Origin of the sequence: Acinetobacter sp. YH01008, assembly GCF_013420435.1 — a bacterium.
Classification (GTDB): domain Bacteria; phylum Pseudomonadota; class Gammaproteobacteria; order Pseudomonadales; family Moraxellaceae; genus Acinetobacter; species Acinetobacter pseudolwoffii.
Map to the genome: position 1 here is coordinate 54,340 of NZ_VOYD01000017.1, position 14,693 is coordinate 69,032.

19 protein-coding genes and 1 pseudogene are annotated in these 14,693 nt (G+C 42.9%); all 20 read right to left on the reverse strand.

Annotation, left to right across the window (positions count from 1 at the left end):
- Nucleotides 1–142 precede the first annotated feature (142 nt).
- Complete coding sequence (locus FTT75_RS10615) at nucleotides 143–634, reverse strand: hypothetical protein (RefSeq protein ID WP_081273081.1); 492 nt, start codon at nucleotides 632–634, stop codon at nucleotides 143–145.
- 12 nt (nucleotides 635–646) lie between these two features.
- Nucleotides 647–928 carry a hypothetical protein gene (locus tag FTT75_RS10620; RefSeq protein ID WP_180186388.1) on the reverse strand — a complete coding sequence of 94 codons (282 nt, stop codon included), beginning with the start codon at nucleotides 926–928 and terminating at the stop codon, nucleotides 647–649.
- Between the two features lie 52 nt (nucleotides 929–980).
- Nucleotides 981–1,541, reverse strand: a complete 561-nt coding sequence (locus tag FTT75_RS10625) for a hypothetical protein (RefSeq protein ID WP_180186389.1) — start codon at nucleotides 1,539–1,541, stop codon at nucleotides 981–983.
- A 75-nt stretch (nucleotides 1,542–1,616) separates the two neighbouring features.
- Nucleotides 1,617–2,141 (reverse strand): antA/AntB antirepressor family protein, encoded by a 525-nt coding sequence (locus tag FTT75_RS10630; protein ID WP_086044623.1) that lies wholly within the window; start codon nucleotides 2,139–2,141, stop codon nucleotides 1,617–1,619.
- Nucleotides 2,142–2,412: 271 nt separating this feature from the next.
- Nucleotides 2,413–3,168 (reverse strand): hypothetical protein, encoded by a 756-nt coding sequence (locus FTT75_RS10635; RefSeq protein ID WP_180186390.1) that lies wholly within the window; start codon nucleotides 3,166–3,168, stop codon nucleotides 2,413–2,415.
- Nucleotides 3,168–3,338 carry a hypothetical protein gene (locus FTT75_RS10640; RefSeq protein WP_180186391.1) on the reverse strand — a complete coding sequence of 57 codons (171 nt, stop codon included), beginning with the start codon at nucleotides 3,336–3,338 and terminating at the stop codon, nucleotides 3,168–3,170. Before FTT75_RS10640 ends, FTT75_RS10635 begins: the two co-directional genes overlap by 1 nt.
- 9 nt (nucleotides 3,339–3,347) lie before the next feature.
- Complete coding sequence (locus tag FTT75_RS10645; protein ID WP_005104404.1) at nucleotides 3,348–3,770, reverse strand: hypothetical protein; 423 nt, start codon at nucleotides 3,768–3,770, stop codon at nucleotides 3,348–3,350.
- Nucleotides 3,745–4,242: a phage virion morphogenesis protein gene (locus FTT75_RS10650; protein ID WP_180186392.1), complete on the reverse strand. Its 498-nt coding sequence runs from the start codon at nucleotides 4,240–4,242 to the stop codon at nucleotides 3,745–3,747. Before FTT75_RS10650 ends, FTT75_RS10645 begins: the two co-directional genes overlap by 26 nt.
- Before the next feature lie 7 nt (nucleotides 4,243–4,249).
- On the reverse strand, nucleotides 4,250–4,690 hold the full coding sequence (locus FTT75_RS10655; RefSeq protein ID WP_180186393.1) for a gp436 family protein: 441 nt from the start codon (nucleotides 4,688–4,690) through the stop codon (nucleotides 4,250–4,252).
- Between the two features lie 7 nt (nucleotides 4,691–4,697).
- Nucleotides 4,698–5,057: a hypothetical protein gene (locus FTT75_RS10660; RefSeq protein ID WP_180186394.1), complete on the reverse strand. Its 360-nt coding sequence runs from the start codon at nucleotides 5,055–5,057 to the stop codon at nucleotides 4,698–4,700.
- A 10-nt stretch (nucleotides 5,058–5,067) separates the two neighbouring features.
- Nucleotides 5,068–6,141: a major capsid protein gene (locus FTT75_RS10665; protein WP_005097145.1), complete on the reverse strand. Its 1,074-nt coding sequence runs from the start codon at nucleotides 6,139–6,141 to the stop codon at nucleotides 5,068–5,070.
- 3 nt (nucleotides 6,142–6,144) lie between these two features.
- Nucleotides 6,145–6,531 (reverse strand): hypothetical protein, encoded by a 387-nt coding sequence (locus FTT75_RS10670; RefSeq protein ID WP_005097146.1) that lies wholly within the window; start codon nucleotides 6,529–6,531, stop codon nucleotides 6,145–6,147.
- Nucleotides 6,528–7,496, reverse strand: a complete 969-nt coding sequence (locus FTT75_RS10675) for a hypothetical protein (RefSeq protein ID WP_180186395.1) — start codon at nucleotides 7,494–7,496, stop codon at nucleotides 6,528–6,530. The genes FTT75_RS10670 and FTT75_RS10675 overlap by 4 nt, the downstream gene beginning before the upstream one ends.
- Nucleotides 7,497–7,551: 55 nt before the next feature.
- Complete coding sequence (locus tag FTT75_RS10680; protein WP_180186396.1) at nucleotides 7,552–8,757, reverse strand: phage minor head protein; 1,206 nt, start codon at nucleotides 8,755–8,757, stop codon at nucleotides 7,552–7,554.
- 3 nt (nucleotides 8,758–8,760) lie between these two features.
- Entirely contained in the window at nucleotides 8,761–10,236 is a 1,476-nt protein-coding gene (locus FTT75_RS10685; RefSeq protein ID WP_180186397.1) for a DUF935 family protein, read from the reverse strand.
- Between the two features lie 14 nt (nucleotides 10,237–10,250).
- The gene (locus FTT75_RS10690) at nucleotides 10,251–11,927 is read right to left on the reverse strand and encodes a terminase (RefSeq protein WP_180186398.1); all 1,677 of its coding nucleotides are present in this window, start codon (nucleotides 11,925–11,927) and stop codon (nucleotides 10,251–10,253) included.
- Nucleotides 11,924–12,421 (reverse strand): DUF2280 domain-containing protein, encoded by a 498-nt coding sequence (locus FTT75_RS10695; protein ID WP_180186399.1) that lies wholly within the window; start codon nucleotides 12,419–12,421, stop codon nucleotides 11,924–11,926. The genes FTT75_RS10690 and FTT75_RS10695 overlap by 4 nt, the downstream gene beginning before the upstream one ends.
- A 45-nt stretch (nucleotides 12,422–12,466) precedes the next feature.
- Nucleotides 12,467–13,108, reverse strand: a complete 642-nt coding sequence (locus tag FTT75_RS10700) for a putative metallopeptidase (RefSeq protein WP_180186400.1) — start codon at nucleotides 13,106–13,108, stop codon at nucleotides 12,467–12,469.
- Nucleotides 13,068–13,505 (reverse strand): hypothetical protein, encoded by a 438-nt coding sequence (locus FTT75_RS10705; protein WP_180186401.1) that lies wholly within the window; start codon nucleotides 13,503–13,505, stop codon nucleotides 13,068–13,070. Before FTT75_RS10705 ends, FTT75_RS10700 begins: the two co-directional genes overlap by 41 nt.
- 1,077 nt (nucleotides 13,506–14,582) lie before the next feature.
- Nucleotides 14,583–14,693: pseudogene (locus FTT75_RS10710) on the reverse strand (IS701 family transposase); the annotation flags it as partial.

Here is a 14,693-nt window from a genome sequence, read left to right on the forward strand (position 1 = left end):
AGAAACTTTAATGAAAATTTGTTATCCTTGTCGCTCATTTATGGTTTTTAATCCCTTTGGGTTGGAAACAAAAAAGCCCATGATTACGAGTCACGGGCTTTTTGCTTTTTTGGTACTAAAAAACCACCCGAAGGTGCTTTTGTTAACTACACTTGGAAGACCAAAGTCTGTCCATTATTTGAGGTGTAAATATTGCATCTTTTGCATCAGACTCAATGATTACACTCTTATCTTCTGGGAAGTAGATATAGCGCGAAAAGCCTGTATATCCACCCATTCTGTTTTTGGCGTTTACCTCACCACAACTACCCTTTTGATTTCTAAATTTAGCTGAATCGGAATCTATTAAGCCATCTTTAACCTTTTGGGCGGCAACTTCAATTTGAGCGCGCTCTTTATCCTGTTCTGCCTTTTGATTAGCCTCATTAAGCTTAATGCGATCTAATTCAGCTTGAGCTTTCTTTTCTGCAGCAGACTTGGCAGCGTTTGCAGCATCAATTTTTTCCTGCTCTAATTTTTGCTGATGAGCAATTTCAGCCTGTTGTAATCTTTCAGCTGATGCCTTATTGCTCTGATACATGAAATAAAACATACCGGAGGCCAGAACTAAGATACCAATAATTAAATACTTCATTTGATATCTCGCTTAAAGATTACGCCAAAGAATTTTCACAATTCTATCTCGACATAAAATGACGGTATATTCCTGTAAATCTACCTGTTTTACATACTCAGTAGCAGCACAGTGAAGTCTTCCATCTTCAAGAACATAAAATCTAGGTTTACTTACTTCAAGTTTATCCTTAAGCGCCTGATGGCTATCCCCAATTCTTACCAAATCACCAGATGGAGTGCGAATGCTGGTAGTTGTCCTTTCTGCATACGTGAACCCCGACACTAAACATAAAGCTAATAATAATTTTTTCACAATAACCCCCTAAATAGTTATTTACGCATCATAACTTTAGGGAGGTGCTTGATCAATCAGAGACCATTTCTTTTTTAAATGACTCAAAGCCTTTCTTATCAGATTGAGCGACACGTGCTGCAACGGCGTTATTAAATATTCCCTGTTTATACATCTTGTTTGCTGCCTTAACGTAGCACTGGAATGCGCCGTAGGTCATTTCCATGATTTCGCCATGCTGATGGCCCATTGATACCAGAAACTGGAATGAGTCGAACCAGGTGGAGTCATCTTTCTTTTTGATACCACGCTTTGGCTTTTCGTATTTAAAGTACGATTGGTTGACCAGCAATACAGCTTTAAGTAGTTCTTTAAATCCCTGTTCATCTACGGCGAGCTTTACCAGTGATTCTTGGTTTAAATCTGTCACACATGCCATTGTTGAAATGACTTGTACAGCATGAGCTTTGAGTAGCTCTGTCAAAATCTCATCTGAATGATTTTGGTCTTTGATGAAGTTCTTTAGAGCTTCAGCATGTATTGCCCAGATGTCGAAGTCTTTCATCTGGATCTGACGTACTTCAATGTCATTGATTTTGATGCTTCGATTCGTTGCTAGAAAAAAATCATTCATGATGGGGTCTCGAAAAAGCCACCCGAAGGTGGCGTTGGTTTTCCCTTTCAGATTTGAAATCCAGAAGGGTTTTATTTATTGATCATCTTCAAAGTCTAGGCTTGGTTGCGCTTCTTTGATCAGATCATCCAATTCTTTAAGCATGGCTGGTTTTGTTTGCTTGCCATGAATTGATAGGAAGCTTGCTGCACCTGACAAGGATTGCGTAATCAGATCAAGTTGTGCTGAAAGCTTACCAATTCGCACCTGTAGCCCATCTTTGAGTTGACGGGCTAATTCCTCTTGCTCGATGTAGTATTTGCGGATCTCGTGACCTTTTTTATTGCGCTCCATCATTCCGAGGTGCTTGGTCATATCTACTGAGATAATGTATTCAATCAGAGTGGCGTTATTGGCTTCCATTTTTTGGTGGAGGCGAACGTAATCAAAGCCATCTTCAAATCCGCACTGGGAGATTCTGCGCTTAATCCATGTTGAAAAGTCCTGCTTACTCTCCAGCATCTTATGTAGATCACGAGCGTTCACGCCGAGCTGAACTTTTCCATTTAATTCAACTTCAATAAATGGAGTTTGATTTTCAATTTTTACGATTGCATTCATTGATATGCTCCGACTACTCATTAAAAAAGAAACACTGGCAAGAAGATGCAATGAATAGTCGAAACGACCATCTTCTTTTCGGGGATCAGCCTAGCCAGTGGTTTGCCTGAAAACAGGCATAAAAAAACCGCCCAATAAGGACGGTTTAATTAAGTGGTGGGAAAAATCCCTTTCGTTTTCATTAATCGCTTAATGCAAATGAAAAGAATCTAAAAAACAGGCACAAAAAAAGACGCATAGCGCCGTGGAGTTCTTTCGTGCCTGTATAGGGTTAGCTTGTTGCCGGAATCGTTACGATATGGCCATATAAGCCAAGTGTTGGATCTGTTTCTTTACTCACATCAGACAAGGCCTGACCAGAAATTTCATACTGACCCAGTTCTTCATGAATCAATGGGAAAGTTGTTTCTGGTGACTTCTTGGTACGCCACAAACGAACTGCCATATGCTTACCATTTGCTGTATTCACCCCTTTAAAGAACAATTCATATTCTTCATTAAAGTTATTTGCCAAAGTGGTATGTGTTACAGCACCTGTTGTATAGGTGGCTAGGATCGGCATTGTGAGGTCTGCTACATCATGGAAAATCACAGTACCAAACTTAGCATCCACGGTGTACTGATCATCAGTAAGTGTTTTTGGTGTGCCGCTGGTTGAGTCCTTAAAGGTCACTTCTGATAAGTTATAGCCCTTTAATTGGATTTCCTGACCAGCAACCACAGTACCCAATGATTCATCAGCAATCGCTTTGCTTACAACTTCAGAGTTGGTACCAGATACGATGTACTCCAGATTGTCTTTGTCTACTTCTTCAAGTGTTCCAGAGAAATTCACAGAAGTTGTATTTACCATCGTGAAGTCGGTTGTGCGATTGCCCGATGTTGATTCCTGGTGCTCAATAACATCTGCACCAATCTCAAGTTCAAAATCGGGCACGTTGCCCAGATGACGCATAGCGCCAGCAATACCATTGGTTAGCTTGGATAAATAGAATTTACCCTGCAACGAGATATATTCTTTAGCCATTACTTTTCATCCCCTGTGGTTTTCTTGGCTGGAGCAGCTTTAGCTTCAGGAAGTTCCTGAATCACACCATCTGCCAGTAATTTTTTAATCTGAGCATCATCCAATCCGCCGACCATATCGCCTTTTTGAAAGCGGCCGACAGGCTGAGTTGCCTTGTATTGTTTTGCCATGACTGGCTCCTAAATGAATTTCTGTGATTCAAAAATAATAGTGATGTATGCAAAGCCTGGACTGTAACCATCGCGTACCGAAATGAATTCCAAGGCTGTGCGTGATGCCTGAGGCTGCCAGCCTGAAAGCAACTGAATTACTTTTTCAGTTAAAAGACCAGCTTCATCACTTACCGCCCGACCATCAGTCATCTGAGATTGAGCATTGCGGCATGCCACAGTGACCGCCCATTGCTGACCGATCTGGTTAATACTTCCACGACCTGCACTGGCTTTCTTGTCGATACGAACAAAATTGACGTGTGCAGACGGCGTGACCTGTGACATCTCTGTTACGCTGACTGAATTCAACGGCGTATAGATCTTTAGAAATTCTGGAATCTCTTTCAGTTTTTCTGCAATCTCATCACGTACCGCGAAGAAGGTGCTCATCTATAAAACTCCCGACAATATCCAAAACCATAACTTCATCTTCCGCATCAAGACCGAGTTGAGTCCGAGGTGGAATAATGGATTGCTTAACTTTCCGATATTGGCCACCCACTGCAAAAGTGATGTATTGGCCATTCTTGGGTAGGATTGTTGCGCCGTAATGCAGATGTGGTGCGTACGCAACATCTGTACCCACCTCCACACCACTTGAAAGTACATTGTGTGTGTAGGAATTCATTAGGCGGCCAGTATCACGTAGCGTTTCGCCACCTTGCAGCTTGGCTCTCCATGAAATCTTCCACGGGTTACCATCCACACCAGTACCGGTTAAAAACCGATGCTGAACACTATTCACAAGCCCAGCACCAATCTCATCAAACAACTGGTTCTTTAAAGAATCAAAGTTACCTAATTGATTAAGCACCGCTTCAATCGGTGAACTATCTGCCTGAATGGTTATTGCAAAAGCCATAAGCACCTCACTTCATGCTGGGCATCATGTCTAAAGTGGCATCACCAAATACACCACCGGTATACGAAGTGCCAACCGGCGCTGTTGAAGGTCGTCCTTTGGGTTGGTCATCCACGATCTGGCTTGTTTCCGGTAACTGAATCTGCAGATGTGCCTTGTTGTCAGCAACACGTTTTAAGAATGCAATTGCATCTTCATAGCGTTGACGCACCTCTTCGGTGGGTTGCTGGAAGTAAAGACGATAGCGTGCAATATCACAGGCCATACGCTTTAAATTACTGGGCACATTGGGAAGCGGCAAAGGATAACGACCACCAATGTGGCCGTTAATTTCCTCTGTCGCATCCTGAATTGCATCAGTTACTGAGGACTGAGAAGGAAGCATCGTTTTTAGATTTTCAATCTCATCACCAAATCGTGCGACCAAATCTTCCTCAGTCGCATACATAGATCACCTACTTGGTTTCGTCTGCAGGTTTTTCACCGGCTTTAGGTTTTGCAGCAGGTTTTACCTTTTCCATTTCAGCCACCTTAGCCTTCAGATCAGCAACTTCTTGATCAGATTTGGCCTTGTCAGCAGCTGCTGTCTGATTGGCTTCGGTTAAGGTTTTATTTGCTGCTGTCAGCTCAGCATTAGCCTTTTCAAGCTCAGCCAAGCGTGCAGCGGTATTGTCTGCCTTAGGTTCTTCCGGCTCTTGATATTCTTCAATAGCCCCAGATGCTAAAAGGGCCTGAAGTTGTTTAGCTTCAAGCCCCGCTATTTCCTGACCTGGACGAAAGTGTCCGATCGATTGTTTTGCAATGTACTTTGGCATTTGATTCCCCTTAAACGAAGCCGCGACCGCCGACTAAGCCATTTTTGTTATTTGGAACAGCAAGTGGAGAAGATTCAGCAAGCAATTGAATGCTTGAAGGGTTTTTTTCCTGCCATTGGCTTAAATAGAACTCTAAAGCCTGACCGAATGCTTCAACGTTTTGCAATGCACAGTGCGCAATCCAACCATTCGCATCAGAAACCAGACCAAAGAAATCTTCTGGAATGAAGCGCTCAATATCCCCACCCATATTGTGCTTAGCATCATAAGTCCAGATTTCCATATTATCGACCGTGCCACGGAATTGAGGCTTGTCAGCTTGGTCGAAAGTTGGAGTCAGTGGAACGCTAATACCTGCATAAGGAGCAATGAACTTTTCTTTAAATTCAGGATCTTTAATCAGCGCGTTATACACTTTTGAGGTAGTCAGCGCCATGATTGGTGATGTACCAGAATGTTCTACCGAAAGATCAATCATTGCCTGAATATCTTTAACAGGTGTCGCTCCAACTTGTCCCCATTTCACCAATGGTGAGAAATTACAAGCCGCATTACGCTCATAATTCACTTCATACATTGGGAAATCAGCAGAGGCAAAGGTGGTTTTGCCGTAAAGCAATACATCACGTGCAATTAACACCTTCCGGTTTTCAATTGACTGACGCAGATACAATGCTTTTTGAGCTTGGTCGATCAGTAGCAGATCAGCATCAGATAAACGATTTGAACCGGTGGCAATCACACCAAACTGACGTAAGCGTGCGATAAGAGCAGTGTTCTGCACTTCACTTGGCATCACCGTCATCATTGGTTTCAGATAAGCTGGCTTAACGAATTTCACGTTACCAGATTCACCTACTTTAATCTGACGTCCAGCTGCAGTCGGAGTAACAAACGGCGCAAGTGGTGTCGCAGTATTCAGCTCACCAACTGGAACTTCTTTTTTAGTGTATGAAACACGTTGAGGGAAAAAGCGGTCCATCAGCCAGGTATCTACCTTTTGAGTGGTATCAGTCAGTAATACCAGCTGTGGCACATCCAGTAATTCCACTGGTGCATTTTGAAATGTAAAAGTTTGACTCATGTCTTAGTTCCCCACAACTTTTCGAAGTTCGATTTTGTTTTTTAATGCTTGTGCACGTACTGCATCATATTGAGCAGTGGTCAGAGGTGTTCCATTCACTGTAACTACTTCAATATCAAATGGACCTTGCACGTAGATCGGCATCTCAAGATTATTAGCCGCATGGTAAGTAGATTGCTCTGCATTGAAATCTGACACAGCAATCGCATTCCATTCACCTACTACACCTTCAGTGACAACTGGATGATCAGCAACGTTATTGGCATCTACGTTAAGTAAATCGCCGCGCTTATATGCTGTAGCAGTTTTTACTTTGGCATTTTCTGTACGTACGCCGTCACCGACCACTAGCTGTTTATTTTCAATAGTGCCTGTTAATACTTGGCTCATGATTTAGCTCCTTGTTGCTGCGCTGCTACAAACTGATTAAATGCCTGATCTAAAGCCGAGCCTTGTGGAACTTGACCACCTTGCCCCGGGTTTGCTTGATGACTAAACAAATGTGCAAATGCTGGATTTACACCTGGTGTTTGTTGTGTCTGTGGTGCAGCTGGTGGTTGTTGGTTACCTGCGGAGAATTGACGAAGCTGCTTTGCAGTAAAGGCAAAAACTGAATCATCCATATTGGTATAAGCCGTTTTATCTTCAGCACTGAACTGTGTTTTCAGCTCAGTTTCTAAAGCTGCAATTTCATCAGCACGCTTCTGTGCTTTGAACTGCTTAAGTTCAGCCAAGGCATCATCACGTTCACGCTCTGCCTGCTCTTTGGCCTGTTGTGCTTTTTCTAATTCGGTCACGTTGGTGTCCTCTTTGGTTGGGTTTGGATTGGCTTTGCCCGAGAAGGCTTTAATTGATGTGTTGCGATCAGCACCAGTCGAGCAGATCGTAAATTCACGAATACGGTTTTGACGGAAGATGGTGATTGGGCCTTCAAACGACTGACCATTTACCGTGACAGTTTTGCCTTGTGAGACTTCCTCAATAGATCCAGGATCAATCATCATCGACATCTGGAATGGGAAACCATCATCAGAGTCCTGGACAATTTCCTGTGCTTTGGCGTTTGTAAGGAAATCACCTGATACATCAATCTTTCCGTTGGTATCTACTGTTTGAACAACACCAATTCGACTTGAACCAAAGTGTTCTTCAAGCAAGGCTGTCGGCTTATCAATCTCGATCCCATCAAGATCAAACACCACACCTGAGCGCCCCCAATACCAGTGTCCGTCTACTCGGCCACCAGCATAAGCAGTTCCTTTGAATTTTCGTTTTTGCCCTTCTTCAGCTTTAGGCACCTCAATTGCCGAGGCGTTAAAGAGGTACTTCAATCGTTCTTCATTTGGATCTGGCATTTTTCATGCTCCATAAAAAAACCGCCCTTTCGGACGGTCAATTACAAAATTCGTTTTAGTTTAATAATGGCTTTAATATGTAAACCATCTGCCCTTCAATCGCTTCAATCGAAACCACTTCAAAAGACAATCCCATTGGTATCAAAACGCCGTTGCCTGCATTCAACATATCCAGATCAACACCCAAGCCTTTCGCATTCTCAATCTTAATCACGATATCTGAAGCTGTATCAGCCATCAGCAACGGCGCATTCAATTGAACTGTCTGCCCTACCTGATACACAGCTACCTGTTGAAGTGTCGCAGCACCCACCACGGTTGAAGCCGTATTGCTTGCAACAGCCTGAATTACTGCCATATCGGTACTAAGCCAGCGCTTAAGCACATCATCAGCCAGAGAACCTGTAGCAGAGTTTAAATAGCTGGTCAGTGCAGCATCATTGCCCTGCACATAATCCAGAAAAGTACGAATCGCACTTGGACGAATGTTTGGATCAAGTGGAATAACCGTATTGGCCACCGTGTCGAACAGATCCCGAGCCTTATCATCCATCGGAGCAAATAGACTGGTGAGCTTTTTACTCGCCGTCCATTCAGCCTTAATAACTTCCTTTTGCTCAAGGAGATATTCTTTATCCAGACTTGAGGCACTGATCTTTTTATCAACCAGTGATTCAAGTTCACCAAACTGCAAAGGATGCGAACTCCAATCCAAAGCCTCGGCAACTTCTGGCAACTGATCATCAGGTGTAATGCCGTATTTCAATGCCTGCTTCTCAGTTAAAGCAATCACGGTGCACCGGCAACGAAAGCCCAACGGCGGGTAATGTGTCAGCCAGAATGGATGATCAATTGGTAATACGATCCGGTTCAAAGCTAAATGACTAGGACGCACCCGACTATCATTGATCGCCGAGTACATCAGGTATTGTCGTTTAGCTTTATTCCGTTGCTGCTGTTGCCACCGCCCATGACCATAAGCACTTTGGATATTGGTACGAAACACATTGTCCAAGTAATGCTTTGGCAGAATGATTTCAGATTCTTCAATTAGCTTCTGAAAATCTTTAAAGGTACCGCCGTCGGCAATGGATTTATTCACCGCCTTGATGACAGTCTCAATTTGCTCAAGACTCGATAGAAAACTAACCGTAGTTACCATCTGCCGGGTCTTTAGATCCATTGAATAAAACTCATCAGGCAGCACGATTTTTTTACTGTGAGCAAACCGAAGTGCCTCAAGGAATGTGACTGGTTGCATAACTTACTTCCCATTTTGCGCCGTCACATACCCCAATACATCCGCAGCATACAAAGCCTGATCTAGATTGGCCGTAAACTGTGTCTGAGTTGCGCCAGGTATTAACTGCATCAAGTTATAAGCCAAGCTTTCAGGGCTATCAGACTTGAATACCAACTCCTTGACTTGATCAGGTTTCAATAACTGCAATTCATCCTGACCATCAGTCAATTCTTCAACTTCCAGCTGTTCAGGTGAGAGCTTGTTTGCAGATGCCTTAAAGTTAAATGCCTGACGAGGTAATGCTGTGAACTGAGTATTAATTGGAATCTGCTCTGAACGCATTTTGAAGTGCTCGGGCTTGATGCCATAAGTCTCCATTACATACTGATCAGTAAAATCAACACCCAACTCTTTCAGCTTTAAGTCACGCTCAACCACTTTTACATTCAGGTCTTGTTCACCACCCAGAATAATCGTGTGCTTTTCAAATCCATTCAGGAAGCAAATAGCATCAACAATATCCTGAAAGGTCGGGGTGATCATGCGTAAGTCTGAGTTACGCTTATCCATACGCACATTTTCATGTACTTCACCCAGCGCACGACTCCCTGTGCCATCAGTTCCCGATGTAAGGGTCTGGCCTAATACAACCTTTTGAATACGGCGTGTTAAAACGGTATCAAATGCCTCAAATGCTGAGCTACCTGCACCCGAGAAGTTTGTACCTACTGTATTTACATCATCTTCAGATCCAATCGAAATAACCGACTGCGAGTGAGCATTCAGTAATGCCGAGGTCATGGCATCAATATCATCTTGGTTTCGACTGTTGCCACCCACCTTGCCCACAAGTAGCGGAGATCCGAATCGCTCCAAAAACTTAACCCAAAACTTAGTGGAATTTGTTCTAAAGAACCATAACCAGTACAGCTTAGACAATAATGGATCACCATAAGGCTGCTTGAATGAAGGCTTGCGTCGAGTCAAGAAAAACTTTAATGGCCACTTCTGAAATACACTGATTTCTGTATTGGTCTGTGGCTCACGATAAATTAGTTCGCCGTTGTTCTTTGGCTCAAACCACTCAAGCGGCTTCACCTGGATGCCATTGAGTGTGAATTTACCATCATCAAGAATCTTGTAATTGGCCTCCATGACTGAGTAGCCAAATGGACACGCTTCCCATGCACCAGTAATAATTTCATTGTGCCAGTAAGCAACCTGCTCTTTTAAGAACTCAGTTTGCTCCCTGTGATCCTCTTTCAATCGCCATGGCGCATTAATCACCGAATCAAGCCGGGTTTCCATAGCCTGTGATATTTCATCATCAGCCATAAGTACAGATAAACGCTGCCGGGTAACACCAGCCTTGCGCAGAACCTCATCAACATCGGCAGCGCGTCCCATACTGAATGCAAGTTTTTCAACAGCAACTTCGGTTAACAAGCCTGCTGCTTTTGGCTTGGTCTCTTTCTGCTTGTTTTTGGATTTTGCCATATTAAAAACCTTGATTAAAAACTACGTGAGCCACCTCCGCCCGGCCTTAAGCGTTCAGGCGGCTTGATATCACTAAAGCAAATCATGACGCCGTCTGCTCGGTTTGGAGACAAGGCCCCGTCCGGTTGCTTATTGACTAGGATTTTGCCTGCACCATTCTTCGTATAAGTAGGCTGTGAAAGCTCTCGCTTGAGCTGTTCAAGCTCCTGCTTGTTTATATCTTTGGTAGAGAGCGAAATAAGATTGTCTGGGTCATATTGCATACCTTGTAAAGCTCGGTAAGTATTCTGGAATCTAATACGCAGTGACCACCACATCTGAGCTTTAAGATTGGCAAAGAAGTCTACGTTTTTACGCGCCTCAACCATTTCCTGCTCAGGGTTATGAACTGCACCTGAGCCACGGAATGGATTGGCCTCGATCTCCGGTATCCCTTTAGATCGATTCTGCTCATTAATGACTCGAGCATCACCACGGACACCAGCACCAAGACCGTCAGCATCGTAGTAAAAGGAGTTCAAACGTAAATCAAGACAAGCATCAATAGCTTTCTGAGTTGTGCCAAAGATGTCATCACCAACGCCTGACCAAGTATCTAAATACTGCAGTACGATGCCATGACGTGCGGCAAAAGAGTTTTTATCCTTACCCTCATCTGCCACATCAAGCGCACCCATACTTTCGCCTGAAGGCTGAATATTCAAATTAAGATGAGCATCGACTGCAGCCTGTACCCATGCAGATGGAATCAATACACCTTCTACCGACGCGGCATAATCAATATCAACTTCTTGAGCTAGAACGATATCGTCTAGTGTGGCCAACTGTTTCTCATACCAAGGGTGAATTAGCTTGCCATTAAATTCGACCTGCCAGTTCTTATCTGGGTTATCACGCCATGCCATGGTGAAAACGGCGTAACGCCCACTAAAACGATCTTGGTGAAACTTATCCCCAATACCGTTTGGTGTGGATCCCTTGATGTGCACATTAGTGTTTTGAGAAATTGCAGCATCAACAGCTTCTTGTCTTTCCACAAATGCCCATTCATCAAGAAAGTACATTGTGGTACGACCACCACGACCAATATTATCTCCGGCCTCACCAGTAACGGTTGCGCCGTTGTCCGGGTTAATGATTCGCATGTAGTTGTCATGCACTTTCTCAACAAAGCCTTTAGGCTTCATCCAGTCCGGCAACTTGGAAAACATATCCCTGAATTTGTGCAGTAACGTTTTTGGATCGCCTTTCTTATCCACCAGATCTTCTTTACGGCTACCGACGCCACCAGCAAAGCCTTCAACGAATAACCACCGGTGCAAATAAAAGCCCAGGACTACATAGCTCATCCCTTCATCACGACTTTTTTCAATTAAGCCATGGGTCTGGGTACTTTCACGTTCAATCAGCCAATCAACGAGTTCAACCTGACCTGGACGCAAAACAAAAGGAATATTCGCCGGCAATCCAAAAGGCATGCCCCGTGGATCATAAGTCCATACCCAATGATTAAACCAGTGAGCCGGATCATTTTTACATCTGTAGATTTCAGCCTCTCGACTTAGTTCATTTTGCTCTATCAGCATCCGGTAGTAATAACGCCGTTTCATTTCTTCAATGATTTCAGGCAGACGTGTATTGATCGTCCACTCTTTAATTAGTGGCGCTATATCTTCGATTGCATAAGTCATAACTTGCCATTAATTGCTAAACGCGAAAGCTCTTGCGCGGATAATCCGTTAAGCTCATCTGGTGTGAATTGATGCGTATTGGTATTAGTATTTTCTGTTTTGATTGAACCGCCGTTTGGACCAGTGATTTCCTGTTTGGTCACACGGCCATCAGTCTCTTGGAACGCTTGCTTGAGTAAATTCTGCTTGGCGCGTTTGTTCTTGCCAGAGTCTTCATACATCTTTTGAAGCTCCATAAGCCGAAACGCTTTATTTGCAATCGCAATATTCTCAATATTTGCTCTGAAGTCTCTGCGCGTATCCTCAAATAGCTTCTTTAAAGCCTTACTGATGCCCCTGCACGTGGCTTTGGTTGGATCATAAGAGGCTACCTGCTGACGATCAATTTCAATCCCATATCTCTCCCTTACAGCATCTACTACTTGTTGAGGTGTTTCAAAGCAGGCAAGAGACTGAACTATAAACATTTTTACAGGCTCTTTTAGGGTTGCCATAAACTCACCTTTGTAAGAGTACGTAAGGGTAACTAGGCAAAAAAATTAACCAATCACACAGTTACCACAACACGCAGCAATATTCGTTTCAGATACAAACGGCGCATTCCTGGCAATTTCTAGAAGCCGTTTTACAGACTCATCAGTACCCCATCGTTTTGTTTCACCAAAGAACACTTCAACATCATGGCCAGCCAGGTAATGCTTAGGCAGTCCGGTCATATCGCTATAAATGATTTCGCCATCTTCATCACGCTCTACACCGATGTGATATAGCTCATGCTCAATCAAGCGACAGAACTCACGATCTGAAGCCTGTTCACAGAAAGCAGCATCTACAGTAATCAGGTACTGAGGTACAAAACCAAACCAATCTCGCATCTGTTGTTCCTGACGTGCTTTCTTCCAGCCGCCCTGGTTAAACATGACCTTTTCACATTGACCCAGTACCATACGTTTTTTTGCTACGGCGGCAGATGAAGCCCAGGCGAATGCAAGAAACTCTTCATTGTCATGCAGTAATTCAGCAATATGATCATGATCCGGGTTATGTAACTCACCACCTAAAGTAAGCCAGTTATTCACGACCCATTCTTTAAGCTCTGGCGCAGGTGCCAAACGAATAGCCTCCTCTTCCTCAGCCTGATCAATCAGCTCCGTCGGCGGGAATGGTCTGAACTGTTCCATAAGATGCCTTTAAATTTCTCAGCCATGCCGTTGCACGGCCCATGTTGATATCATTAACTTCAAAGCGGTGATATCGATAACCCATTTCTTCAGCATGGTCATAGCGATCCATACTCCAAGCTTTTGTGGCCAACTTACCTTTTCGACCACCAGACCAAGGCCCACCAGCAATTTCAATTAATGTGAGATAGCCAACCAGGTGTAAATCAAAACGCCAGTGCTTCGTACTTTTAAAGTGAAAATATTCTTCGTATTTAATTTCCATACGATCAAGAATTTCTTTCAGTCGCTCGAATGCTTCTAAATACTTGTCAGATGCTTTTGGTAATGGTCTTGTACGTGATTTCTTTTTTGGCGGGATTTTTTGGGTGAAAAGTTTATAAGCCTTTTCATCCATACAAAGTGAACCGTAAATTATTAATGCGTTCTTTCAGCTTAATTATAATTTCATCGATTACTATCATTTGATGACGCGTCAATCCAGATCTGCTGAGATTCTGATACTTAGACAGCTCAGTACTGCAAAATTCTAAGTCTTGTTTCGCTTGTACTTTATCTGTCATGTAATCACCAATAAGAAAAGAAAAACCCCGCCAAGTTTGTTATCTCAGCGGGGTTCTATATGCCGTAATACGTTCGGCAATTTTTTAGTCAAAAAAAACCCACATCATTGGGGTCGATGTGGGCGAAACTTGAAATCCAAAATGTGGAGATTTTGAATAATCGGTAAGATAATATGTATTATATTTGAGATCTAACTCGTTTTAAAAATAAACTATTAATTACTAAGTGATTTTAACGATTAAATTGAATTAAGTCACTTTATTTCTTTCATACAATCACGACACACCTTGATTTCTTCATCATCAACCGTGTAATCGATCTCAGTCGCACCATGTAGGCCAAATAAACACATCAGTAATCTAAGCATGATTTTACTCCTGGACAATCAAGCAATCATGTCGCAAGAAATGTCAGTTATTTTCACTTATAAAACATAAATTTATAATATTCATTACTGAGATAATGTCATTAACTTTGTCGAACTAAGCAAGATTCATTCCTGGTTAATCAAACATTTTAACTTGGTCTGATTACACTAATATTTCTCAGGGCATTAAAAAGCCCTTTTCGCAGGGCCAAACGCTACTCACAATCACACACACCTAACATGCACGGTCTGCTTTACTTGCTTTCAATCCTCTTTAGGTCGGGACGCTACTCCCTAGTCTAGATTCCCGAAGGAAGTTTACTCGATGGCATGTTCTACTGGTCAGCACTCCAGTAGGCTTGGGTCGCCTTTTTACAGGCAATAAAAAGCCCACTTACTCGTCAAATAAGTGGGCCAGTGCTGTAGTCACTTTCTTCGTATTGCATCTTCTTCTTATCGCAAAAACAATATAGCACTAACGCTTTAACCAGAAAGTATAGAAAATACTAAGAAAATGTTTTCAAATGTAGGACTTACGCACTATTATTTATAGATTCTCTGTGGTAGCAGATGATTTTTATCGAGAATAAAGTCATCAATGAAGTTTTTGATAACTGGTCTAAATAATTTCTTCTGCCAACGATATACATTTTC